This window comes from Halobacillus sp. H74 (assembly GCF_052246715.1).
In the GTDB taxonomy this organism is placed as follows: Bacteria; Bacillota; Bacilli; order Bacillales; family Halobacillaceae; genus Halobacillus; species Halobacillus litoralis_A.
This window is the reverse complement of sequence record NZ_JBQQCI010000012.1, coordinates 11772-34686: the sequence shown is the minus strand read 5'-3', so window position 1 is coordinate 34686 and position 22915 is coordinate 11772. Positions and strand designations below refer to the sequence as shown.

Sequence of the window (22915 nt, the reverse complement as noted above, 5' to 3'; positions counted from 1 at the left end):
TATTGTTGCTGCATTTATTCACTGGAATATTGCTGTATCAACGCTTCGATTTCTCTGGAGTTCCTTGATTCAATGATTCTGTTCCTATCTTCTTCAGATCCTGCCAGGTTCATCAGCTGCATCAATGCATGCATATGTTTTCTCTTGTCAACGGCCGCTATGACGACAATGATATGAACGGTCTCTTCTTCCGTAAACGTAACGCCTTCCTCTACCTTCAATAGACTCATCCCGACCTTGTTCACCCCGTTCTCAGGAGCAGCATGCGGGATAGCCAAATGAGGAGCGATTACGATATAAGGATCCCTGTTTTGCCGGATCATTGATTCTACGTAGCGCTCTTCTACGTACCCTTCACTTACGAGAGGCGTAGAAGCTATTCGAATGGCTTCTTCCCAAGAATGGACTGATTTTCTAAGCGAGATATACTCCGCTGGAAGAAGGTCATCTAAGTGAATATCCTTACTTTGGGTACTTTGTTTGATAGAAGATTCTTCATCTCGATGGACATAGGAGTGAAGTTCCTCTACTAATGCCTTTTCATCCTTGATCGAAGTGTGAGTTCTTATGATATCCATTAAATGATCGACATGGATATCATTTAAAATAAAGCCCTGTACTTCCATCATCACTTGCTTCCGCAGCCTTAGTCGATCTTCTTTATCCAGAAAAGCCTGACACATAAATACATGGCCTTCTGCTGACAAAGGAGTTGTAGAAAATATGAAATCGTAATCCAATCCATACTCCGTATACTCTCTAACAGATAAGGAGTCCAGAAACACGAACTCAGGGAATAAATCTTTCAACTGATTGAAGAGTAACCTGGAAACAGAAACCCCCTGAGGGCAAACAACGATAGCTTTCACTTTCTTTTCAATACTCTCTCCTTGTCTTGTCATCCAGCCACCAAGGAGCATCGTTACATAAATGATTTCATTTTCAGGTATCTTCTGTCCGATAAAATCCTCTAGTGGAGAAATCGACCTTTTCACAAGATGATGAACCTCTTTAAGTTCTTCTGTAATAAAATCTTGTATGGGTTGAGCTTCTGTTAACTCGTATTTGATCCTATAATAAGCGGGCCGAAGATGTTGAAAAAGCTTTTCGACCAATTGTTCTCTGTCTTTAAAATATATACATGCACTTCTTTCAAATAATTGGAGCATTTGCTTAACTGCCGGAACCATTTCAAACATTGTTTCATCTTTTGAAAGCTCCTCTGATCGATAAACGTTAGTCGTCAGCAGATGGAGAGTGATGAACAGCTGCTCCTTTTCAGGTATATCCGCGGAGTGGAAAATTTCTTCAATCGCCTGAAACTCTTTTGTATTCGACACATCCTCATGTTTCACTGGCATCGTTGAAATGACATAACCCTTCGAGATTCTTCTTGAAATTAATGTAAGAATATAAGGCAGGGTTTCAATCTTTTCATCTGTAAATTGAATATGAATCTTGGCTTCAAACTTCTCAATCAAAGAAGTAAGCTGCTTCAGTTCATCTGCAGATAATAAAGCTAATTCTCTGACCTTTTCCGCCCCGCTATGCATCGATAACAGTTCGTAGACAACTCTGATCAGGACTCTGCGAATTTGAAACTCTTCACCTTCCAATAAATAGCCTGACTTCCTTGAGTATTTGATGGTCAAATTGTAGTCATCTAAAAAAGCTTGAGCTTGTTTTAAATCATGCAGAATCGTATTTTTACTAAAGTCCAACTCAAGCGTAAAGTGGTTCAATGATAGCCCTTCCCTGCTGATGAGCATCAGGATAATTAAGTAAGTTCGCTGCCTTTCTGATAGCACGGGTGTACTTACTGATGCCCTGTCTTCACTATTCACCTTAGTAAATATCGACTGGTCGATAATGAACTGCCCTTGTTTTGTTCGCTCAATATGGGGAAGGTTTTGTACCAATAACCACTCATTTATTTTGTTGAAACTATAGCCAAGCTGTCTTCTTGTAAGGTTATGTTTCTTTTCAAGAGTAGTACTGGAGATTCGTGGATTGATAACTAAGTCATCAAGAATTTTTTTACTGCGCTCATTTAATGCCACCGGTTTCCCTCCCTTCCACACATTTATTGTAGCACCCATGGAAACGCATATGTATACGCTTTCATCCCAAGATGACGAACAGTTAATGTACAACATCGGGATTTACTTATTGAATATTCTAACAGTTACAGAAAAACACTGGAGCTGGAGGCTGCTTCCCACCGCTTGTAGTTAACAATGGAAAATATAGATTCACTAGGTAACTTTCTGCCAATAAAAAAAGAAGCACATGTATTATACACACGCTTCTGATTAATTATTATCCCTATTTCACTACTCGAAACTGGATACAAGTTCTTTCTCCAATCTCCCTTAAGCTGATCTTTTCTAATTCAATCGGAACTTCGCCAATGTACTCAAACAGCTTAATACCTTCACAAAGAAGAACAGGCATAATATCGATATGCAACTCATCTACGAGTTCAGCTTTTATGCATCGCTGACCTGTTTTTGCTCCACCTATAACCGTAACCTCTTTATTTCCTGCCACTTCTTTTGCCTGATCAATAGCACTTTCTATCCCCTGGGTAACAAAGGTGAATGTCAATCCCTCTGACTCTTTTGGAGGCTTGAGAGGTTCATTTTTACAAATTACAAAGATAGGTACTTGAAATTCATAATTTTCCGCGTACAAATCCGGGTCTCCTGCCATGTCATAAGCGTTCCTTCCCATGACTACTGCTCCTGTATTTTGTATTGATTCCTGCATGATTTCACTTTTTCGCAGCTCCTCCATATCCCTGTACAGCCGACCTACACTCCCTTTTCTGTCGTTGATATACCCATCTAATGACATGGTCATTCCTAAAACAACTTTTGCCACCTTCATTCTCCTCATTTCATAGTTTTCATGTTTGCTTAAGCTAACTTCGTTTATTTTTCAATAAAAGGCACCGTTAATTGTAAGATCCTTTACTATGCTTTCTTAGCATTAACACCTTTTTGGCTGCTCTTAAGTCAATTATACTCGGACTCAATTCCCTTCTTCCTTACATATTTCATATACACCAGATTATTGACACCACTCTTTTCACTGTGCTTTTGAGGTATACGAAGGAACTCTTTAAATCCAAGTTTTTCATAAAGTTTTATGGCTTTTGTGTTCGTATCAGCTACCTCTAAAGCATATTCGTCATATGAAGTTGCATCCAATATCGATTTTAACAGTTCAGTCGCCACACCCGTCCCTCGATAATTCACCGACGTTGCCACAAACTCTATAGCAGCCATTTTTCCGTGCATTTGAAAAGGGTATTTCTTTTTCTCGAATTCTTTTTTAAGAATTACATAAGCTATGCTGCCCATGAATAAGCCAAGATGCTTTCTGAATTCACTATATTTCAATTTGACTGAAGGTATATTGTTTTTAGTACAAGCGGCTATTGCAACAATACTGTCGTCAACTTCAACTGTATAGAAAACTTCTGTATTAAACATATGAGCAAATGTCTTGTAAAGTTTACCTTTATGTTTTGAAAAGTAATTCAGCCATTCATAAAAGCCATCTACAAAGATCATACTCATCTCATCTTTTATATCTCTATCTACTTCACAAGCACGAATAATATTCACATTTCATCCCCCTGTTCATTGTATTTGTTTCAGCTCGATTCATAAGAGCAAAGGTATTCTTCCAGAAGTTACAACTTTGTTCCAATCGGCTCTTTAGGTGGTCCTGCCTCTAATTTCCTCTAGCAAGTAATATCTCCTTTAATTTTTGATGTGGATTCAGTTAATCTTATTTTCACGGATCTTTGGCAAAAACCCCCCTTTAAGAATGCAAAAAAATCGATCATTCTAAAAAATAAGAATAAAGGAAGTTGATAAACTCCAGCAAATCCTCTTTTACCGCGAACTGGATGTGAATTTAGAAAGAATTAAAAAAATTTTGAGTTCCCCGGTTTTTGACGAGGTAAATGCGCTGCAGGATCACCGCGAAAAGCTTCTTACAAAGCGAGAGCATTTAGACGTTTTGATTGCTAACGTGAATAGAACTTTAGCATCTAAGGAAGGGAGAACGAACATGAGCGACAAAGAAAAATTTGAAGCATTTAAACAAAATCTCATAGATGAAAAGAAATTCGGTGAAGAAGTAAGAGCGAAGTATGGAGATGAATCAGCCGATAAATCCAATCAAAAGCTGAAAAAAATGACCCAGGAGGAATATGCGGAAGTGGAAATGCTTGAGAAAGAGGTTTTAGAAGTCCTTGACAAAGCATTTTTAACAGGTGACCCTGCCGGGGAGTTAGCACAAAAAGCAGAACAGCAGAGTTTTTAAGAGATGCGATTCATATTTATACTGGGGTGAATAAAGATTCTTAGTGGCTAAACTCTCGAGTACGGACACATGATATAGGAAAAAGGCTGTCTTAAACGGTCCTCTGAATCCCAAATGGGGAATAACGTTCTCATAAAGGTATATGTAACAATACGACAGGTAAGTGATAAGAGCATATAATTGAATTAATACGGTTTCTTTCCCGAAACGGACTAACACCTTACTGAGGAATTTACGATATTACTGAAGATCTTTATTTCTTTTAGAACTCCTGCTTTTTCACTCGTTTACAGATAGCTAAGGATATTGAGAAGCTTACCGAATGGATCTCTTAAAAAAAATCTCCGTCCCCCCCGCAGTTCATTAACTGGTCCATATTCAAATGGAACCCTCGCTTCTTTTATGCGAATGCGTATATTCTCAAAATCATCAACCTCAATTGACAAATCAGGGACCCGCGTGCCGGATCCTCCTTCTGAAAAAATTGATTTGAGTGTCCATTTTCTCTTTTGAACCGTAACTGGCAATAAATCCAAGATCCATTAATTAATCAAGCCCTAGTAGTTCCTAATAGAATTGCTTTGGAAATGTCCTGTGTTTCAATATTGGCACCAATTCTCTCGATCTTCATCATTACCCCTGAATGTCTTGACGTTGCTATTAATTTCTACACTCCCTCTAAATAACCTTTCTTAAACTAAATTTCTTTTAACTCTCCACAAAATCAAAATAATTCTTTAATTCCGCGTGGTTCTAATGAACTGGAAATATTAACTTCATTAGGTGTATTTGATCAATTGATTATATTGATTTGACTAGGGTAATTTAATACTGTTCAAAGGTATGCGCAACCATATGCATAGAGTTGAATTCCCTTACTACTTTTTGACGGGCTGCACACCTGATCCTTTTTCTTAATTCATAGTCAGCTTTTAAAGAGAGGATTTTTTCATGAAAGGATTGCAGGCAATGATCATCTACCAGCATTCCCGTTTCCCCGTCTATGATTGCCTCCGATATCCCACCTCTGTTAATCGTTATTACAGGAGTGCCTGTTGCCATAGCCTCAAGGATGACCATCGGAAATACTTCCCTTTCGGAAGTAAGCAGGAGTGCATCCATCGATTGGAGGAATTTATAGGGTTCTTGTACTTCCCCAAGTAACATTACCCGTTTGTTAAGCCCTAACTTTTGTACCTTTGCTTGGATAACCTCCCGTTCGGGGCCGTCACCAGCGATATAAAACTGTATATCTAATTCCTCTTTCATGGAGGCTGCGATATCTAAAAACAAATTATGATTTTTTTCTGGAGACAACCTTGCCAGGATACCAACTTTAAACACTTCAGTTTGAGATTTTTCAGTAAAAGGGAACTTTTCTAAATCAACCCCATTGTAAACGGTGGTTATCTTCTCTTTCTGGACCCCAAAATGCATGAGTTCTCTTTTCTCGTGCTCACTCACCGTAATGATCCCTGTAACACCATGATTCATCAATAACGAAAAGATTTTCGGAAATTTTTCAAGAGCAGTGAGATTATGCTTGGTATAAATGATTTTTATCTTTTTTTTCCAGGCAAGCTTCCTTAAACAACCAGCATAAAGCACCATCCGCAAACTGTTCGCATGAATGACATTAATGTCTCGCTTATAGACATATCGGGTAAGATGCCATATATTCAGAAGGTGTTGATTCCTAGATAACTTCATAAAATTATGGTTGTTGATAATTTGATCAGTAAGTTCTCCTCCCCCGGCCGCTGTATACAAGTGAAAGCCAGCACCGGTCTTCATTTTGTTCTCGAGCTTGATGAAATAATTTTCAGCACCGCCCATAGTCAATTTATCCGTAAGCATTAATACATTCATCTCATCCTGCCTCCTTTACAATGTTTATGTTTGCTTTTTCCTTGCCAATTTCTCTTTCATAAGAAAAATAAGTAGCTAGGAGTGCTAAAAATAATAAAAACATATCATTAACAATCAGTGACAAAAACATCATTTGAAACATAAATCCAAGGAAAGTCAAGAACAGAAATGGATACTTTCGGTGAAACTTAGCCTGAAAGATTTGAATAAGAACGGTAAATACAAACAAACCATATGCAAATAATCCAATAATCCCCGATTCGACCAATACCTCTAAAAATGTATTGTGAACAACAAGATTTTCTCCATATTCAAAAGCGTTGTAATCAGCGAAGTTGTTAGCACCAATGCCCACTAAAGGATTGGTTGAAAAGAGATCCCAAGCCCTTCCCCATAGTTCAAACCTTCCGCTGCCTCCATCATCGGAGAAATCCTGAAACCTGCTCTGGAGGATATCTAGGATGCTGAAATTCATAGCTTGGCTGCTCACCCAAGTTATGAGAAAGAAAGTAAAGGTGGATATAAGTAACCGCCATTGGTTAGCGGATTTATTCAGGAAGAAATAAACCATGAAAATTATCATAAGAATCAATAATCCGCCCCGGGAAAATGTCAGTACGCATGTTATTAAACACAATAAGAGACCGGTATTATTTTTCCATGAGCCACGATTACATAAATAGAAAGTGAAAAAAAGTGTATTATAAAAAACAAAATAGTTCGGGTCTTCAATCAAGCCGATCAATCTGGGATAATCACGGTCAAACCAAACCCCATGTCGTATCACTCCATCTCCAAGTAAGGAAAATCCATTGTCTTTCAATCCCCAAATATAAAGAAAAAGACTTCCTCCATTAAATAATAGGCCAGCATTGGCAATGCCATTTTCTAGTTTACTTTTCTGGAATAATTGGAGAACCCCTTTCATAACGAAATAAAAAATGACATATAGAAAGATCCCAAACATAACTCTCAAACTAGAGGAAGCATACAAGGAAAAAGCCCCTGAAAACACATAAACCACATAGAAAAATAAAAGCATCACCTCAAAAATCTGAAGCTTTTGAAACCGGAAGGAAGCTGACAGTATGATAACAAGAATTCCAAGATACATCATATATGGTTTAAATGCGAAGCCGATGTAGATGTGATACTTGCCAAGCATAACTGAAAAGAGTAAAAAGAACAGGATCAGGCTGCTACGCGGTACAGCAGATACATCAGGATGCCCCATCGTGCGCCTCCTTTCGAATTTTTGACTTCCATTTTTTATACAGGGGGAGTATTTTTCCAAATACCAAGACTTTTTCTCCTCCATTCCTTATCCAATCCGACAAGGGAAAGAATAAGGATAAAATGGACACTGCCAGCAAGGAACGGAACAGAGGATAAAAATCGTTCTATTATCAAAAGGCAGATAAAGAAGTAAGTTAAATATGGGACTATGACTCTTTTCCCGAGAACGATCCGGTCTGGATGACATAACAAGAATCCAAATAATAATACCAGTTCAATAAGAACTCCAGCTGCCACTGCTCCTATCAACCCGTAGAATTCACTGAAGACGATATAAAATAGCACTCCTGACACTACTCCTATGGCCAGAATAATCATTCTTCGCGACTGGAGAGACCTTGTTGTTAAAGCATCCCCCAAGGCAATGCTGCCTCCCTGAAAAACCATGATCAAAGATAATATCTTCAGTAAAAAAGCAGTCTCTATCCATCTTTCCCCAAATAAAAAACCGATGATAAAATCAGAAAGATGATAAAAAGGGATGGTAGCCAGCATGCCAGATACCATCATCAGTTTCACCTGTGAGATACTTTTCCATAAATGCTGCTGATGGTCACCCGCCTGGAACAAACGGAATAACACAGGAAAAAATGCGCCAGCAATGATAAAGGGTAATTGTTGCAAAGCTTGTGGGATCCGGTAAGCTACTGCAAAATAGCCGACTTCTTTCAGTGTCAGTGTCTGCTCTAACACAATTGGACCGATCTGCGGGAGGAGGATAAATAATAACCCGGTCATCATAAACGGTACCCAGTTTTTGCGCAGTCCTTTATAAAAAGGGGACTTTATGGAAAGAGTCAGGGTTTTAAACGTTAAGTATATGCCAAAACAGCCAGCAAAAAAATAAGCAGATCCGTATAAAAGAAAAACGATCATGGGATTTATGTGAAAATATTTCCCAGCCAAGATAACGGTGATCAGCAGTCCTGCGGAGAAGATTCTTATCAAACCGGAATATTGCATTTTCTCAAGCATCTGAAAGTAGGTAATACTGACACTCTGCATGGATATTCCGGTCACAAGCGGAATGATCAGGAAATAGGAAAGTGTAATCAATTCCGTGTCACCGGGGTAAATCCTGTGAATTAAAAGGAATCCAATCACTAGCGTTGCCAACGTCAGTACTATGCGCAGTTTTATAAAAGATGCCATGACCAAGGATATAGAAGCCTCTTTCTTGGACCCTTCACGAAGCACAATCTGGTTTAAGCCCGCTTCCGACAAATAAGCCATAATCATAGCGAATGCGAGTACCACACTGAATCTGCCATAATCATCTGTGCGGATAAAAGAGGCGAGAACAATCAATGAAGTTGCATTTAAGATGCTGGAAAATGCTGTACTGTAAAATAAATGAAAAATATTCTTCCCTATGGAATTTTTATTTTCCCTCATGAATGTTAGCCCCTTCTAACCCTTCTTAATCGGTCACTGTTGATATACCAATCCGATTACTTTACACCCTGCCATTTCAAGTTTGGCATGTGCCTTTTTTATTTCTTCCAACTTATCCTTTTTTCGTTGGACGACAAGTACCGCTTCCTGACATCCATCAGCAATCAACTCAGCTTCAACACCGGAATATAAAGAAGGAGCCGCAAAAATTACTCGATCATAAGCCTCTTGCCATGAATCCACCTGCTGCTTAAACGAGGGGGCCAGCCAGATATCAATTGGATTTTCGTTTGAACCCTTTGCCAAAAGTACATCCAAATTTGGCAAAAAGGTCGGCAAAACAGGCGTAAACGGCTTCTGATGAGTATCAGCAGTCTGCTCCATATGAAACCACTTATGTAGCTGAGGTTTCTTAAAATCTCCTTCCACAAGAAGGACTTTCCTCTCCTGGAGCGCAATGGCTGCCGCAAGTTCTGCTGCTATCAAGGCTACCGACTTTCCAGCAGGAATCGAAGTAATCATCAGCACGGATGGGGTCTGCTTCTCAACCTTACTGCTGATCACTTTCATCTGGTTAAAGTTGATGACCCCCTTTTTATTCTTGGAACCGTCAGAGATAATATCCTCAAGGGGACTCTGCATGGATTTTGCCTCCTTTTTTTACATTCCCTTCCGCCCCTGCAAACTGTTTTCGGTAGAATTTCGGCAGATCGTCTTTAGTGGCTTCCACTACTCCAAGTAATGGTAAACCTAGTTCCTGTTCAATTTGATCCAAGTTTTGCAGGGAATCATCCCAATGATTTTTTAACATCGCCATACCAATACCACAAAATAATCCCACCATTGTTGCTAACAACTGATTCAATACAGGATCTCCTATTTTTTCCAGTTTATTTGTTCCTTCTTTTTTACTTAGGATAGTTATATTTTCCATTCCCATTGAACCTTTCATTTCTTCCACTGAGGTGGAAGAAATGAGTTGAGCAAGCTCTCTAGCCCGGTCCTGGTCCGTATCTCTTATAACAATAGAAATAATCTGGGAATCTTCCTTATTTTTTATGGTAATTTTTTCTTCCAACTCTTCTTGAGAGAGGTCCATATCGGTCTGCACGGATTGAAACACGATCGGACTAGAAATAAAATCAACAGTCGAAGCTATCAGCCTGTTGATGGTTTGCGGATCGACGTAGACCTCCTCATCGTTACTCAAGTTTCCTACTAGAATATATTCTGTCGCTTCATAAGTGGGTTTCAAGAAGTAATAAATAAATGCTCCACTTAATAGAGTAATGCTTATAGTAGTAACCAAAACGGTAGCAATTCTTCGTTTAAGTATACGGAAGAATGTTTTGATATCAATTTGCTCTCTCATGAAATCACCTCTTGGAACCCGTAAGGATTCTCATGCTGATAAAATTGGACGGTCTCCAAAAGTCCTTCTTGCAAAGAATAACGAGGTGACCAGTACAACTGAGATTGAGCACGACTGGTTTGTAAGACACTTGAGCGTATGTCTCCATCTCGAGCTGGACATAATGTAGTCTGTATAGGTTTCCTTATGGTAATCGCTAATTGCTCAATGATTTCATGAATAGATATTTCCTGCCCAGTACCTACATTGAGAACTTGGTTTTCCCCGTTTACCAACGCAGCAACGTTTGCACGCGCCACGTCTTTGACAAAAATGAAATCCCTCGTCTGCTTTCCATCCCCAAAAATAACAGGAGACTTCCCACGCATTAATTTTTCGATAAAGAGGGCTATGACTCCCGCTTCTCCACGGGCATCTTGTCTTGGACCATACACATTGGCATAACGTAAAATGGAATAGGAAAGGTTATGGATCTCTGCAAAAAGTTGGATATACTTCTCTGCATTTACTTTCGTTAGCCCATAAAAGGATATCGGCTCCAGATGATGGGCTTCATCAATGGGAAGATAGACTGGGTTTCCATATACGGCTGCGGTAGATGCAAACACGATTTTTTTGACATTATGCTTGACACAAGCTTGTAAAACATTCAGTGTAGCAAAAATATTTTCTTCACAATCATATAAAGGGTCTGTGAAAGAATGACTTACAGATACTTGAGCAGCCTGATGAATGACGTAATCCGGCTTTTCTTTTGCAAAAAGATCGTCAATATTCCTTCGCACATCCTGTTTGTAAAAACTTATCTGGGGCAGAAGGTTTTTCATATGCCCTGTCACAAGATTATCTACCACGATAACCTCGTATTGCGAATTTACTAATTCTTCTACAATATGCGATCCTATAAAGCCCGCCCCACCAGTTATTAACACCTTCATGGCAACCTTCCTTCCATAACTCATTGTAAATTTAAGATGAAAAAATAATCCCCAGTCATTCTTCCAGAGTTGAATACTGGTTACTCTGACCTTCATCCTTGATCCTATTTCTAGATAAATTTACTTTTAAAAAATTCCCTGACGATTCTTTGGTAAATTTTATTAAGTTATGGCGCTCTTCTATAAACGAAGCGTCCCAGACCATACCTTCTATGGTGTTGTTAGAACCCGATAAAATAATCGCTTTATCCGTTCGCTCTGTCAGCTGGACCTGCAGGTTTTCAAACATGTTCCCCGATACTTCATTAGGAATGGTGACAGCACTGTTAAAATGGATACAGACAATGCAGTCATCCAGGGACATATTGACGAACCTGTTTCCATTGATAAAATTGTAATCCTTTCCTCCCTTTGGAGGTGCTGCTTGTAAATGGACTGCCGTGTGAAACCCACTCAAATTCACCCCCATAACATTCACAAAACTAATAAATTCTCCAGATTTTCCTGCGTTAAAAGAAATCCCCTTCCCTCGATTGGTACCGCTGGAGTTGTACAAAGTCACATTTTCGATATGAATACGTTCTGTCGTCCAAACCTGTTCTTCTCCACTAACGTAAATTCCAACACTGTTGAATTCGGGGGTAGTAATTTCAATGATTCCATTGGTAATTGAGGTTTGATTCTCTAACTCCAAAACATTGAAATTTCCTTCAACCAAAAGCTTTGTGGATAGACCCAATTCTAGTGCGACTCCTTCTTTCAATCGCAATCCTTGCTTCAAAATGTAAGTCTCCCCCAGTAACTGGACAGGCAGCTTGTTGTTTCCATGACTGTAATTAATGGCTGCTTGTATAGCTGAAGAATCATCCTGACCATCATTCCCATCAGCCCCATAAGCTTCAACCCTGATACCGCTAAGCTTTTTCATAGGTTCACTTATGAAAAAGCCTACCAGCAATACCACCACTGCTATAAGTAAAACAATGATTCCAATATATACCCCCTGCACCTTCATCCTTATTCACGCCTTTGAGTTCGTCGTATAAGCAGGCTTCTTCGGATCCCGGGCTATCCTGTCGTTGTTCCTTCGATGATCCATTAATTGTTCCCCGCTCTGGAATACAATAAATTCCATATCGCTGCCGGCCTTCCAGGTATAGTTTTTCTCAGCTGGAATCATAAGGGTGGTTCCAGTACTGATGAATGAAAATTCATCATTCATGACCAAGACACCTTCACCTTCCGTTACAGTCCATACTTCCTGATTTCTATTGCCCTGATCATATAAGTTTCTTCCAGCACTCAAGTGGACTTTTTCCGTAAGTGTTTCTGTACTGTTATCTTTTTTGCTATACTCCAGTACTCTGCTCCACCCCCAACCGTATTCTTTATACATCGGACCATCCTGGAAATATGAAACGTACTGCTTTATTTTGTGGCTGCTCTTTTTATCTGTTACCAACAGTCCGTCTGGGCTTGCGGCTACCACGATATTATCTATTCCTAGCAGAATAATCGGGATATCCAATTCATTCACGATACAAGAACTCATTACATCATTACTAATGACCCCATTGCCAATGACTTGGGTTTCCATTTCATCAGTCAAGGTGTTCCACGTTCCAAGATCTTTCCAATAACCCGAATAGGGTAGGGTAATGATATTACTTGCCTTTTCGACAACTTCATAATCAAAGCTGGTAGATTGGAGCTTTCCATAATACTTCAGTAAAGCATCATACTGTACTGGGATATTTTTACTTTTTAGTAGTTGGATGATATATCCAAGCCGAAACCCAAATACACCACAATTCCAAAGAGCCTGTTGATGAATCAGCCTCTTTGCTGATGCCTCATTTGGTTTTTCACAAAACTTGCTTACTTTTATAAAGCCGTCGGCTGTTTCACTACTCGGAACGATATACCCGTACTTTTCCGAAGGATAGGTCGGTTTTACACCCAGAAGAGCTAAATCGGCCCCACTCCCGTTCAATCCCCATTCGAGCTTTTTTATAGTTTCAAAAAAGTGATCCTCTACAAATGGATCGACAGGTAGAACTCCTATAACCTCATCTAAGCTACACCCCTCAACGGAGTAGAGATATACGGCTGCTAATGCAATGGCAGGAAACGTATCCTTGCGCTCTGGTTCCACCACTACAGGAACATGCTGGCCGAGCTGGTTTTGGAGCATTTCTACCTGAGAATTGCTTGTTGCAACAATCGCCATATCAGCCAGGTCAGCTTTCCCAAGTTGTTGCCAGACCCGTTGAACCATTGACTCCATCTTTCCATCCTTCTTTTTCAGAACTTTCAAGAACTGCTTGGATCTAGCATCATTCGAAAGCGGCCAAAGCCGCTTTCCTGAGCCTCCAGATAACAGGACAACCCGCATATAACCCGCCGCCTTTCACTGATGAACAAGAATTGGATCCATTTTTTCTGGTTTTTCAGCACTTCTATCCATTACAGCATCCTGCCATGTATGGATTAACCTTTTGCAGTTAAGATCCCAGGAATAATTGCTTTGGACATACGCTTGACCTTTACTGCCATATCGCTTTTGTAATTCGGGATTTTCAATCAAACTTTTAACAGCTGTAATTATTCCCTCTCTACCTTCTGTACATATCAGCTCATCCCCGCGCATTCCTGTAACTCCCTGCAAAGCTAGAGGAGAAGCAATTGTCGGAAGTCCACAGGCCATCGACTCCACAATTTTGTTCTGCATACCTGTTCCTGACTTCATTGGATAAATACCGATTTGTGCCTGCATCAAACTTAAGCATATATCTTCAACAAATCCGGTAACAACCACATTATCTTTGCCATGCAGGGCAGTAATTTTCTTTACAGGATCCTTTCCTACAACATAAAATCCATAGTCCGGATAGGTTTGATGAATGTACGGCCAAACCTCTTTCACAAAATAAAGAACAGCTTCGACATTCGGATAATATTGCATGTTTCCGTGAAAAATGATGATCTTTTTCTTTGTGGTGGGTGGATAGGCGGCAATACGATTTTTAGTGATTGATGTTCCATTTGGATTAACAACGATTTGTTGTTTACCTAGATATTTTTTATCGATTTCAGAAACGATCATCGCCCGATCAAATTTCTTAAAAATGACTCTTTCATATCGTCTCATCAATTGAGACTCAAGCAGGAATATCGGCTTTAGCCACTTTTTCTCCGTTTGGGCACGCCGCTCCATATTCAGTGACAAAGCATCAATCATATCGATACACTTTGGGCTCTTGGTATCTATGAAATATTCAGCAACTCTGGCAGTCTGAACATGTATAATATCCGGCTTACGACTTCTATAGATATCCATCACGTATTCCTTTACTTGAGGGTGAAAAAATAGATTAACCTGAATTGGTTTAAAGTTATAAATCGTCTTAAGCGAACGAAGCAGATTTTGCAATGGATGTATAGGAAAGACAGTGACCTCTTTACAGTAAGGGGAAAGCTTTTTTTTAATAAACTCCCCTTCTTGCTTCGATTTAACAAAAGTAATCAGATGAACTTGGTACCCATTTACTTTCAATTGTTTAATCTGTTCCCAAGCAATCAGCTGATCTCCTTTATGGGGCGGATACGGTGGCCTTGGAGACATATATAATACTTCCATTAATATTCCTCCTCTTACCTTGCACCTTCACCAGTTATCATGACTTTGAAAGTCAGAAGAAGTATTTTTATATCCAGGAGGAAACTCCTTTTATGAATATACTCCAAATCGTAAGCGAGCTTTTCCTCAGGGGAAATATCGTATCCGCCATTTACCTGGGCCCATCCTGTTAATCCCGGTTTGACGATTAGGCGGTTGATAAATCCAGGGGTTTCCTGATTGAAAATCTCAGTAAAAACAGGGCGTTCAGGTCTTGGGCCGATAATGCTCATTTCTCCTTTCAACACGTTAATAAGCTGTGGCAGTTCATCGATCCTTGTCTTTCGGAGAAATTTCCCAACCCCGGTCACACGTGGATCGTTGAGGCATGCCCATCTTGGGCCATCTCTCTCAGCATCCATTTTCATTGTCCGAAGTTTAAGCAACTGAAAGTATTCCCCCTTCACACCAACCCTCTCTTGGCAGTAAAACACTGTACCTCTTGTATCCAATTTAATTGCGACGGAAAAAATAATAAGGAGTGGCAAAGCAGCTGCTAAACCAGCTATAGCCAGAACAATGTCAAATAACCTTCGTATAAAAAGATATGAAGCAGATGATAGAGAGGTATTTTCTATAAAGAACAATCCGAAATCAATAGCTTCTTTCCTTTTTTCCCTTCTTTTCTCGACTTTCAGCGACAAAACCCACACCTCCCAAAATTAATTTATCGAAATTAATCACTTTCTCGTTCTTAATAATGAACAATCGCTTTAAATTATCTTACCAGATTTTCAGTTCATTAGAAAGGTAATTTTGGAGAATAGGATTATCTTCCCCCCTGTCAAGAAGCGTGACAATTAACGAGTGTAAATATATTGGAAGTAGTGAATGGAACGATTTCTTTTGAAAAAATTCATGTTTCAACTTTATATCAGTCCATTTTCGGCACCATATTATTTTACTAGAATAAGATAGTACATAACATTTCCTTTACAATTTAAACTTGAAATACAGTGGGGTTATGTCCTAAATTTCCCATCTCTTTCGGTTTATTTATAAAAGAGTTATGCTAAAAATAGGAAAGTAGGCACAAATGATGAAAGAAGACATATATGTAGAAGACTACAGCGGTGCGAATGACTCTCTTAAAATTCAGGCCGCTATAGACTTTGCTGGAAATAATAAAGGGAAGACCGTTATTTTGGGAAATAAAAATTATATAATTACATCTCCAATTGTTATTAAGCAAGGCGTCAAATTACTGTTCAATTATGGAACTCAGTTTATTATCGAGGGTAACTTCAGAGTATTGGAAGTGCAAAAAAATGCCTCTCTGGAAGGGGCCTATATTGCCATCAATGATCCAGCATTTGATTCAGAGGTCATCTACTTAAATGGGAAGTACAAATATTACAATACGTGGCATCGAACACAAATAAAAGATATCAACATTGTCAACTGGCATAGTAGTCACAAGGGTACCGGCTTATCATTATATTCAGGCGGTTCGGGCCATGAAATTTCATTCGTCCATTTTGATAATATAAAAATTGCCGGGTTGAAAATAGGCTTGAAATTGGTTGCCAATCGCCCTTCTACTGGGTATGCTTGGATCAATGCAAACCGTTTTATCGACTTGTCACTGGATGATTGTATTGAAATGGTAATTATGACTAGCAGCTCTACAATCCCCAATGAAATCAGTGGGAATCAATTCAAAAACCTCCAAATTCAGCCTACCTCTCTTACCACAAGAATTCTCAAGGTTAGTGGACAATTCAACTATATTGATGGAATGGTTTGGGATGTACCTTCAATTCCGCACAATAACCCTATAGTCGAACTAACCTCTGACAGTATGGATACTACCCTCAATATTCCTTCTGTTTCAGCCAATCGTATTATTGATAATGGACAACGGAATAGAGTGAATCCATAAGAAAAAATGGCGTTTTCGATACGCCATTTTTTCTTTTTGAACTAAAGGTTCGTTAATTAATGAACCACCCTCTAATACTGCTTGTAACTAATGATGTTTCATCGCCCCATTTATTTATAATAGATTTCTAAATGGTAATCGGCTCAAAGTTAAAAGCGAGTCGAGAATAATACCATGTTCCTTTCCAATATATTTCCAGGATGATATACTTCGACCAGATTAGGCTAGTGAGGTAATTCTACTTACTATATTAAAAAACAGCATCAGACTCTATATGTACATCTTTATCCTTGAACTGACTTGGCTATAAGCTAGTTTTTACTGACATTTCTTTCGTGCAAGCAGCAGGTACGGCCCGGTCTATCAAGGACATGAGACGATCAACACCTCCATCCTCCATACATACAGCGAGATGATTGATTTCCTTGAGACACAAGAAAAAAAGCAGACTAATATGAAATCGGAGGTCATTGGCGAAACCGGCAAAGGACGGGATATGCGTCTGGCGAAATATATGCAAAACCCAGACAACCCGACTATCCTATATCTCACTCAGCAGCATGGTGATGAAGCATTGACAACGGAAGGTTCTTTGGATTTCATTAAACAACTTGGCACGGGGAAGACAAAAGGTCTCTTAGATGATGTGAATATCCTGATCATCCCGATGTATAATGCTGACGGGGCCATGGGAGATGTAAATTACGAGTTAGAAGATTACTCAGCAAGTGGGGATCGACCTCTGACACGCCTGACGGCGGGGGGATAAATCGTGACCATGATGCGAAAACACAGCCAGAAACACAGGCACTTTATAACAATGTATTAGAAAAATATGATATAGATTACATGATCGACCTCCACCATCAAGGAGCCCAATGGGTAAAAGACGGAAAATATGTTTCTGGCGATATTTTCCCATCACACCCTGACCATACAGCCCCCGAGGTATTGCAAGGTTCAAAACAGTTAGGTGTTGTTGTCTATGATGCCATCGAACCGAAAGGCTGGGGGCACCTGGCTAACTATGCAGGAAAAGGCTCCGTTTACGAAAACGGTCTCAGTGTTTACGGGCTAGCCCATGATTACGATATTTCTACCCTGTTACTTGAAATGTGAGGCACTGCCGATAACGCCAACGCCTCCGAAGTATTGAGCCAAAAAAGTAATGGTTACCTGACGAAGCAGGCAGTTATCGCCATGGATGCGACAGCAAGAGCAATTGCAGACGGAACGATTAATGGGAAAGAGGTTTCTTTTTGGGATGACTTGCCTGTTCAGGAGGAGCGTCCATAATAATGACCATGATTAGTCGTAATCCTGAACTTTCGGATTACGCCTTTTTACAAAAGTAAACAGCCTCCTCCCATTCAAATAGTGGGAAAAGACTGCCTATTTATCCTAATAAAATCCAAAAGCGACCCTGTACGCTTTTTTCTTCTTTCTTCTTTCTCTTGCTTATATAAGCTTGATGCTACTTTAACAATAGATTATCTTGAAATCTTGTATCAGGGTTTTTTTCTGTTGATCACCTTCCCATTTCTCCTTTCGGATTGTAAAATGATTGATTGGATGATTTCAGCTGCAGGTTTATTTTGACTCAACCTTGGGCTCTGTCCGGACCATAGTGACATGAATTCAGGTCGATCCTGTATGGCAGCTTCCTTTCGAATCCCCTTAGTCATAGAGTTTTGCAATGGATATTGTAAAATTTCGTGTCCATGGCCTTTCATTTTTTCTATGAAGTCGTTCCGAATTCCTCTGGCTGGTTTACCACTAAAGGAAGTAGTCATAACCGTTTCTGTCTCTTTCGTATGTAAAATGGCTTCTTTATGCTGTTGTTTGGCTCCGCTTTCTTTACAAGTGACAAATGCTGTACCTAATTGAGCACCTTCAGCACCAAGTATCATGGAAGCCCGCACCCCTCTTCCGTCCATAATTCCACCTGCAGCGATCACGGGGATACTTACTTGATCTGCTACTTGAGGAATAAGTGACATCGTGCCTATCATGGACTTACTGTAAGTGCCGGAAAATGTTCCGCGATGACCGCCGGCTTCACTTCCCTGCGCGACAACTACATCCATTCCGGATTGTTCATTGAGAACCGCTTCCTCTACAGTGGTGGCAGTTCCTATCAGAACGATTCCTTCATTTTTAAGGTCCTGGATGATATTCTGGTCCGGTATCCCAAAGGTGAAACTGCATACAGGGACCTTTTGTTCTTTAATTACCATGATCTGATTTTCGAAAAGGGATTCGTCGACTTGCGGTTTTGATTCATCCTTTATTCCGAGTTCATTTCGAAAAGGTTCCAGTAACTCGTTCACTCTTCTTATTTCATTCTCTGTAGCTTGAGGAAATTCAGGAACGAACACATTAACACCAAAAGGACTCGGGGTTAAGCGCTTGATCTTTTGAATGCTCTCTCTTATAGCCCCCGGTGCCATATACCCTGCACCTAAAGTGCCGAGACCCCCTGCATTAGAAACAGCAGTAACGAGTTCTGGAGTGGTTACTCCTCCTGCCATTCCAGCTTGTATAATTGGATGCTCGATATTCAACAGCTCAAGTAATCGACTATGACTCCACATGTTATCTACTCCCTTCGCAAACGTATATAAATGGAAATCATCTTAACCTATACCCTTTTTTGATTGAAATTCGAGATAATTTCTCTCCCAATAGGTAACTCTTTCTATCATTTAAGTAGATTCAAGATTGAAAATTGGTTAATATCAGGGCTTGCCTCCGCTGAACTCATTCATTAGCGTAGTACGGTCAAGTCTCGTCATCATAATTTGAATCAAGATGCTCTGACAAACCGAATAAACCAGTTGATACTGCTTTAATAATCAGGATATACATAACGACTAACGCAACGTCTCCTATGTATGATATAAACCACAAATTGCTGAAAGACTCTTCTGCAGATTTTCTCAAAATGAAAGAATTCACACCTCTCATCACCAAATGAAGAGTGTAATAAAATGGAATATAAATAGCGAGCTTCATACCAAGTTCATTTAAATAAGATATCTTTTTAAAGTGGTTCGCCATCGTGGAATATATATTCCATAACCCATATAAATTGTAAAGTGGAATTAATACACGGGCTAAAGCGCCACCAGGTGTAATGGGATATGTATCATCCAATTCTTGTAAATCAATATGTATTTTAAATAACCAAAAGAGATAGATTACGTGATAGATAACTACATTTAAATTTATTAAAATAGAAACAGTTAGATCATATGTTAAAAAAGTTTCTCCAGATTCCCCAAACCTTGCAAAGATTATATTTATCATAAGAAGTGCAGTTAATCCGATATCTACCCAAAGAAACTTCATTAAAACTTTACCTAATAGCATAGACCTTAATTGCATATAGACCTCCCTTCTTTGGAGTAAAATCAAAAGTTGTTGAAACCCTCCTTTTCATAGAGAATGGGGTTTTAAAAGGACATCAGTGATTCCTGAGTTTTTCATTTAACCCATCATCCTGGATACGTATCACAGAAATCTTGCCTTGATCGTTCGTATTGATCCGCCCTGAGACGTTTGCTGTCTCGATTTCCTCATCTTTGCTGTACTCTACTTCAATTTCGAATTGGTACGCATCATTTTCGATATCCTCGACTTTATCTATTTGAATATCGACTGGTTCTAATTCGTAACCGGCTTCGTAGGCAAAGGGCATCCAGTTCATCACATAGTTTTCATTAACAAATTTTTCATAGTTGTCCTCCGGAAAAAGAGGCTTATACTGCCTCTCCACATATGTGAAAAGTTCAGTGTGGGATTCATCCAGAGCTTGTCTAAGTGCTTTCCCTGGTCCTGTAAATTCATACTCCAGATAGGTGCGGACGGTTTCCTCCCCTTCCATGCTCTCTTTAGGACTGGAACTATCGCTGCTCTTCTTTTCCTCGGAAACATTGAGGCTGTCTTCACTCTCTTGAGAGGCATCCGGCGGTGTTTCCTTTTCCCCGGATCCAGTAGATGAAGACTCCAAATCCGAACAGCCTGCAGCTAATAATAAAGCAAACGCTAATAAGGACGCTTTCAATACTATTTTTAATATGGAAATGACCTCCTGATTATTGTGTCTATTCATATTTACGAACAGACTTATGAAACGTTTCAATATTTTCACTGATGATAAAGACATTTGTCAGATCAGCTTTTATCTTTGAGGGCAGGCACATAACAATCAAAGCTTTCTGAACTTTTTCAATGCTAGAGTGTTCAGTAAGTACAATAAGAGAGCATAAGTAATTAATCCGAGAAGGTAACCCCAAATCTGAAGAAAACCATCTCCATAAACCATGACACCTTTGATCGCTGCTGCTCCATAATAAATCGGCATAATGTAACAAAGGTTCCCAAGATGATATGGAATCAAGTCCAATGGAATCAACCCGGAAAAAAACACCTGTGGAATGATGGTAAAGGGGATCATTTGTACCACTTGCAGTTCCGAACTAGCAAAGATAGAAATCATGGCACCAAATGAAACGGCTGTCACAGCTAATAAAACCATAATGAGTAATACCCAGCCGATATTTCCTACAGAATTCAGTCCCAGGATATAAATGGAATAAAAGACAATGAGGATAGCTTGGATGACAGCAAACACACTGTACCCTAGGGTGTAGCCCAGAATGACTTCACCGCGTTTAATCGGCGTCATCAACAATCTTTCCAATGTCCCGCCACTTCGCTCTCTCACAAGGGCCATTCCTGAAATAATGAATACTAAGAAAAATGAGAACAAGGCAAGAAACACATATCCAAGGGAGTCGAATGTTGACTCATCTTGTTTTCCATAAACATAGTTCATAGTTACTTTTGCTGAAGGGTTTAAAGTAGACATCGCTTTTTGGATTTCAGAAACTGCTATCGTGCCTTTTTTTGAGGGCTCATACAATGTAATATCCATCCCCGAACTTTTTGATAAGTTGATAACAGCGTCGACATCTTGATGATCTTTCAAATAGCTTTTTGCATCATCGGTATCTTCGTTTGAGATTTCTACCACTTTTAATTCCTGTTCTTCTAGAGCTGTTACAGCGGGTGCTGGCATTGTATTCTTATCCATTCCTATAGTCGGCACATAACTTGAATCACCCAACAATAAATAAACCAATGTCAAAATCAATAGCGGCGCAACTAAAATCATCATTACACTTCGTTTGTCATTGAGCGTTTGGCGGATCACACGTTTTGCTAAATTTATCATTGACCAGCACCGCCTTCCCTTTCTCTTGAAGCAATGAAAAACAGTTCTTCTACACGTCCGTTATCTGTTTTTTCAAGCAGCTTATTCACGGAGTCGTATTGAATCAAGGACCCTTCATATATGAGGGCCGCTTTATCGCACTCTGTCACTTCATCCATCACATGTGTGGAAACAATGATTGTTGTGCCTGTTTCCTTTATTGCTTGAAACTGGTCCCAAACCGTACGACGTAATACGGGGTCGATTCCTACTGTGGGTTCATCTAAGAATAATACTTCAGGATGATGGAAAATGGCAGCTGCAAGCGAAAGCCGCTTTTTCATCCCACCAGAGAAATTCTTGACCAATTTCTTTCGATGCTCGCTTAAATCAACTAATGAAAGCACTTCATCAATACGCTTTTCCAATTGATGTCTATCAAAATGATAGAGCCCTCCGAAAAAGCGCAAATTAGCTTCTGCAGATAAATCCTCATACAATGCGTCATTCTGTGGCATAAATCCGACTTTTTTCAGCATGTCCATATTCGGCATTTCAACATCCGCAATTTGAATGGTTCCTTGGTCCGCTGCAATTGCGCCGATCATAAGGCGGATCATAGTTGTTTTTCCCGACCCGGATGGACCAAGCAAACCACATATTTCTCCGGTAGGAATCGTAAACGAGATATCTTTTATGATTTCTTTCTGATTGAAACTTTTACTGACGTTAGAGACTTGCACCCCCATATTGCTCCTCCTCCGTAACCATAATCATTAAAACAGTCATTTAAATTCCTTCATAATTCGATGAAAATAATCAACAACTTGTTGTTTATTTCACTTCATATTATAATATTGGATTACATACTAAACAATAATCAGAAACAAAGGATCTGTTGGTTATCCAACACCTTATTTGATTGTGT

At 39.5% G+C, this 22915-nt stretch carries 22 protein-coding genes and 2 pseudogenes; 5 read left to right on the top strand and 19 right to left on the bottom strand.

Going from position 1 to position 22915, the window contains the following annotated elements; translation table 11 throughout:
- Nucleotides 1-14 precede the first annotated feature (14 nt).
- The 3 genes from ACTWPX_RS19625 to ACTWPX_RS19615 form a co-directional block, all read right to left on the bottom strand.
- A complete protein-coding gene (locus ACTWPX_RS19625; RefSeq protein WP_443121175.1) occupies nt 15-2060 on the bottom strand; it encodes a BglG family transcription antiterminator in 2046 nt (681 codons plus the stop codon).
- A gap of 265 nt (nt 2061-2325) precedes the next feature.
- Nucleotides 2326-2883: a dihydrofolate reductase family protein gene (locus ACTWPX_RS19620; RefSeq protein ID WP_443121174.1), complete on the bottom strand. Its 558-nt coding sequence runs from the start codon at nt 2881-2883 to the stop codon at nt 2326-2328.
- Between the two features lie 134 nt (nt 2884-3017).
- A complete protein-coding gene (locus tag ACTWPX_RS19615; RefSeq protein WP_443121173.1) occupies nt 3018-3632 on the bottom strand; it encodes a GNAT family N-acetyltransferase in 615 nt (204 codons plus the stop codon).
- 241 nt (nt 3633-3873) lie between these two features.
- Here ACTWPX_RS19615 and ACTWPX_RS19610 point away from each other — a divergent pair.
- Nucleotides 3874-4320, top strand: a pseudogene (locus tag ACTWPX_RS19610) (MerR family transcriptional regulator); the annotation flags it as partial.
- 305 nt (nt 4321-4625) lie between these two features.
- On the opposite strand, the gene ACTWPX_RS19605 reads toward ACTWPX_RS19610, so the two are convergent.
- From ACTWPX_RS19605 to ACTWPX_RS19555, 11 genes are all read right to left on the bottom strand, one after another.
- Nucleotides 4626-4784: a VOC family protein gene (locus tag ACTWPX_RS19605; protein WP_443121239.1), complete on the bottom strand. Its 159-nt coding sequence runs from the start codon at nt 4782-4784 to the stop codon at nt 4626-4628.
- A 379-nt stretch (nt 4785-5163) separates the two neighbouring features.
- Nucleotides 5164-6207 (bottom strand): glycosyltransferase family 4 protein, encoded by a 1044-nt coding sequence (locus ACTWPX_RS19600; protein WP_443121172.1) that lies wholly within the window; start codon nt 6205-6207, stop codon nt 5164-5166.
- A 1-nt stretch (nt 6208) separates the two neighbouring features.
- Nucleotides 6209-7441 carry an O-antigen ligase family protein gene (locus ACTWPX_RS19595; protein ID WP_443121171.1) on the bottom strand — a complete coding sequence of 411 codons (1233 nt, stop codon included), beginning with the start codon at nt 7439-7441 and terminating at the stop codon, nt 6209-6211.
- A gap of 35 nt (nt 7442-7476) precedes the next feature.
- Nucleotides 7477-8898 carry an oligosaccharide flippase family protein gene (locus tag ACTWPX_RS19590; RefSeq protein ID WP_443121170.1) on the bottom strand — a complete coding sequence of 474 codons (1422 nt, stop codon included), beginning with the start codon at nt 8896-8898 and terminating at the stop codon, nt 7477-7479.
- Nucleotides 8899-8931: 33 nt separating this feature from the next.
- Nucleotides 8932-9540, bottom strand: coding sequence for a tyrosine-protein kinase family protein (locus ACTWPX_RS19585; protein WP_443121169.1), 609 nt, complete (start codon nt 9538-9540; stop codon nt 8932-8934).
- Nucleotides 9524-10270, bottom strand: a complete 747-nt coding sequence (locus ACTWPX_RS19580) for a YveK family protein (RefSeq protein WP_443121168.1) — start codon at nt 10268-10270, stop codon at nt 9524-9526. Before ACTWPX_RS19580 ends, ACTWPX_RS19585 begins: the two co-directional genes overlap by 17 nt.
- Complete coding sequence (locus ACTWPX_RS19575; protein ID WP_443121167.1) at nt 10267-11208, bottom strand: NAD-dependent epimerase/dehydratase family protein; 942 nt, start codon at nt 11206-11208, stop codon at nt 10267-10269. The genes ACTWPX_RS19580 and ACTWPX_RS19575 overlap by 4 nt, the downstream gene beginning before the upstream one ends.
- Nucleotides 11209-11263: 55 nt before the next feature.
- Nucleotides 11264-12223 carry a hypothetical protein gene (locus ACTWPX_RS19570; protein ID WP_443121166.1) on the bottom strand — a complete coding sequence of 320 codons (960 nt, stop codon included), beginning with the start codon at nt 12221-12223 and terminating at the stop codon, nt 11264-11266.
- A gap of 6 nt (nt 12224-12229) precedes the next feature.
- On the bottom strand, nt 12230-13603 hold the full coding sequence (locus ACTWPX_RS19565; protein WP_443121165.1) for a sugar phosphate nucleotidyltransferase: 1374 nt from the start codon (nt 13601-13603) through the stop codon (nt 12230-12232).
- A gap of 15 nt (nt 13604-13618) precedes the next feature.
- Entirely contained in the window at nt 13619-14848 is a 1230-nt protein-coding gene (locus ACTWPX_RS19560; RefSeq protein WP_443121164.1) for a glycosyltransferase family 4 protein, read from the bottom strand.
- Between the two features lie 14 nt (nt 14849-14862).
- Nucleotides 14863-15531 carry an exopolysaccharide biosynthesis polyprenyl glycosylphosphotransferase gene (locus ACTWPX_RS19555; protein WP_443121163.1) on the bottom strand — a complete coding sequence of 223 codons (669 nt, stop codon included), beginning with the start codon at nt 15529-15531 and terminating at the stop codon, nt 14863-14865.
- A 401-nt stretch (nt 15532-15932) separates the two neighbouring features.
- On the opposite strand from ACTWPX_RS19555, the pseudogene ACTWPX_RS19550 reads away from it, so the two are divergent.
- The 4 genes and pseudogenes from ACTWPX_RS19550 to ACTWPX_RS19535 all read left to right on the top strand — a co-directional run.
- Nucleotides 15933-16769 (top strand): annotated as a pseudogene (locus ACTWPX_RS19550) (hypothetical protein); the annotation flags it as partial.
- A 454-nt stretch (nt 16770-17223) separates the two neighbouring features.
- Nucleotides 17224-17538: a M14 family zinc carboxypeptidase gene (locus ACTWPX_RS19545; RefSeq protein ID WP_443121162.1), complete on the top strand. Its 315-nt coding sequence runs from the start codon at nt 17224-17226 to the stop codon at nt 17536-17538.
- Nucleotides 17539-17618: 80 nt separating this feature from the next.
- Nucleotides 17619-17888, top strand: a complete 270-nt coding sequence (locus ACTWPX_RS19540; RefSeq protein WP_443121161.1) for a hypothetical protein — start codon at nt 17619-17621, stop codon at nt 17886-17888.
- 33 nt (nt 17889-17921) lie between these two features.
- Nucleotides 17922-18065, top strand: a complete 144-nt coding sequence (locus ACTWPX_RS19535; protein ID WP_443121160.1) for a hypothetical protein — start codon at nt 17922-17924, stop codon at nt 18063-18065.
- 212 nt (nt 18066-18277) lie between these two features.
- Here ACTWPX_RS19535 and ACTWPX_RS19530 read toward each other — a convergent pair whose 3' ends face one another.
- From ACTWPX_RS19530 to ACTWPX_RS19510, 5 genes are all read right to left on the bottom strand, one after another.
- Nucleotides 18278-19363 carry an NAD(P)H-dependent flavin oxidoreductase gene (locus ACTWPX_RS19530; RefSeq protein ID WP_443121159.1) on the bottom strand — a complete coding sequence of 362 codons (1086 nt, stop codon included), beginning with the start codon at nt 19361-19363 and terminating at the stop codon, nt 18278-18280.
- Between the two features lie 187 nt (nt 19364-19550).
- Nucleotides 19551-20156 (bottom strand): hypothetical protein, encoded by a 606-nt coding sequence (locus ACTWPX_RS19525; RefSeq protein ID WP_443121158.1) that lies wholly within the window; start codon nt 20154-20156, stop codon nt 19551-19553.
- 79 nt (nt 20157-20235) lie between these two features.
- Entirely contained in the window at nt 20236-20937 is a 702-nt protein-coding gene (locus tag ACTWPX_RS19520; RefSeq protein WP_443121157.1) for a hypothetical protein, read from the bottom strand.
- Between the two features lie 42 nt (nt 20938-20979).
- Nucleotides 20980-22008, bottom strand: coding sequence for an ABC transporter permease (locus ACTWPX_RS19515; protein WP_443121156.1), 1029 nt, complete (start codon nt 22006-22008; stop codon nt 20980-20982).
- Nucleotides 22005-22736 carry an ABC transporter ATP-binding protein gene (locus ACTWPX_RS19510; protein WP_443121155.1) on the bottom strand — a complete coding sequence of 244 codons (732 nt, stop codon included), beginning with the start codon at nt 22734-22736 and terminating at the stop codon, nt 22005-22007. Before ACTWPX_RS19510 ends, ACTWPX_RS19515 begins: the two co-directional genes overlap by 4 nt.
- Nucleotides 22737-22915: the final 179 nt, after the last annotated feature.

Excerpts from the sequence above, each read along its gene's own strand:
- ACTWPX_RS19560 (WP_443121164.1), bottom strand. The coding sequence starts at position 14,848 with ATGGAAGTATTATATATGTCTCCAAGGCCACCGTATCCGCCCCATAAA.
- ACTWPX_RS19595 (WP_443121171.1), bottom strand. The coding sequence starts at position 7,441 with ATGGGGCATCCTGATGTATCTGCTGTACCGCGTAGCAGCCTGATCCTG.
- ACTWPX_RS19525 (WP_443121158.1), bottom strand. The coding sequence starts at position 20,156 with ATGCAATTAAGGTCTATGCTATTAGGTAAAGTTTTAATGAAGTTTCTT.
- ACTWPX_RS19575 (WP_443121167.1), bottom strand. The coding sequence starts at position 11,208 with ATGAAGGTGTTAATAACTGGTGGGGCGGGCTTTATAGGATCGCATATT.
- ACTWPX_RS19545 (WP_443121162.1), top strand. The coding sequence starts at position 17,224 with ATGAAATCGGAGGTCATTGGCGAAACCGGCAAAGGACGGGATATGCGT.
- ACTWPX_RS19520 (WP_443121157.1), bottom strand. The coding sequence starts at position 20,937 with ATGTCTTTATCATCAGTGAAAATATTGAAACGTTTCATAAGTCTGTTC.
- ACTWPX_RS19565 (WP_443121165.1), bottom strand. The coding sequence starts at position 13,603 with ATGCGGGTTGTCCTGTTATCTGGAGGCTCAGGAAAGCGGCTTTGGCCG.
- ACTWPX_RS19530 (WP_443121159.1), bottom strand. The coding sequence starts at position 19,363 with ATGTGGAGTCATAGTCGATTACTTGAGCTGTTGAATATCGAGCATCCA.
- ACTWPX_RS19585 (WP_443121169.1), bottom strand. The coding sequence starts at position 9,540 with ATGCAGAGTCCCCTTGAGGATATTATCTCTGACGGTTCCAAGAATAAA.
- ACTWPX_RS19580 (WP_443121168.1), bottom strand. The coding sequence starts at position 10,270 with ATGAGAGAGCAAATTGATATCAAAACATTCTTCCGTATACTTAAACGA.
- ACTWPX_RS19570 (WP_443121166.1), bottom strand. The coding sequence starts at position 12,223 with ATGAAGGTGCAGGGGGTATATATTGGAATCATTGTTTTACTTATAGCA.
- ACTWPX_RS19515 (WP_443121156.1), bottom strand. The coding sequence starts at position 22,008 with ATGATAAATTTAGCAAAACGTGTGATCCGCCAAACGCTCAATGACAAA.
- ACTWPX_RS19600 (WP_443121172.1), bottom strand. The coding sequence starts at position 6,207 with ATGAATGTATTAATGCTTACGGATAAATTGACTATGGGCGGTGCTGAA.
- ACTWPX_RS19540 (WP_443121161.1), top strand. The coding sequence starts at position 17,619 with ATGATCGACCTCCACCATCAAGGAGCCCAATGGGTAAAAGACGGAAAA.
- ACTWPX_RS19510 (WP_443121155.1), bottom strand. The coding sequence starts at position 22,736 with ATGGGGGTGCAAGTCTCTAACGTCAGTAAAAGTTTCAATCAGAAAGAA.
- ACTWPX_RS19590 (WP_443121170.1), bottom strand. The coding sequence starts at position 8,898 with ATGAGGGAAAATAAAAATTCCATAGGGAAGAATATTTTTCATTTATTT.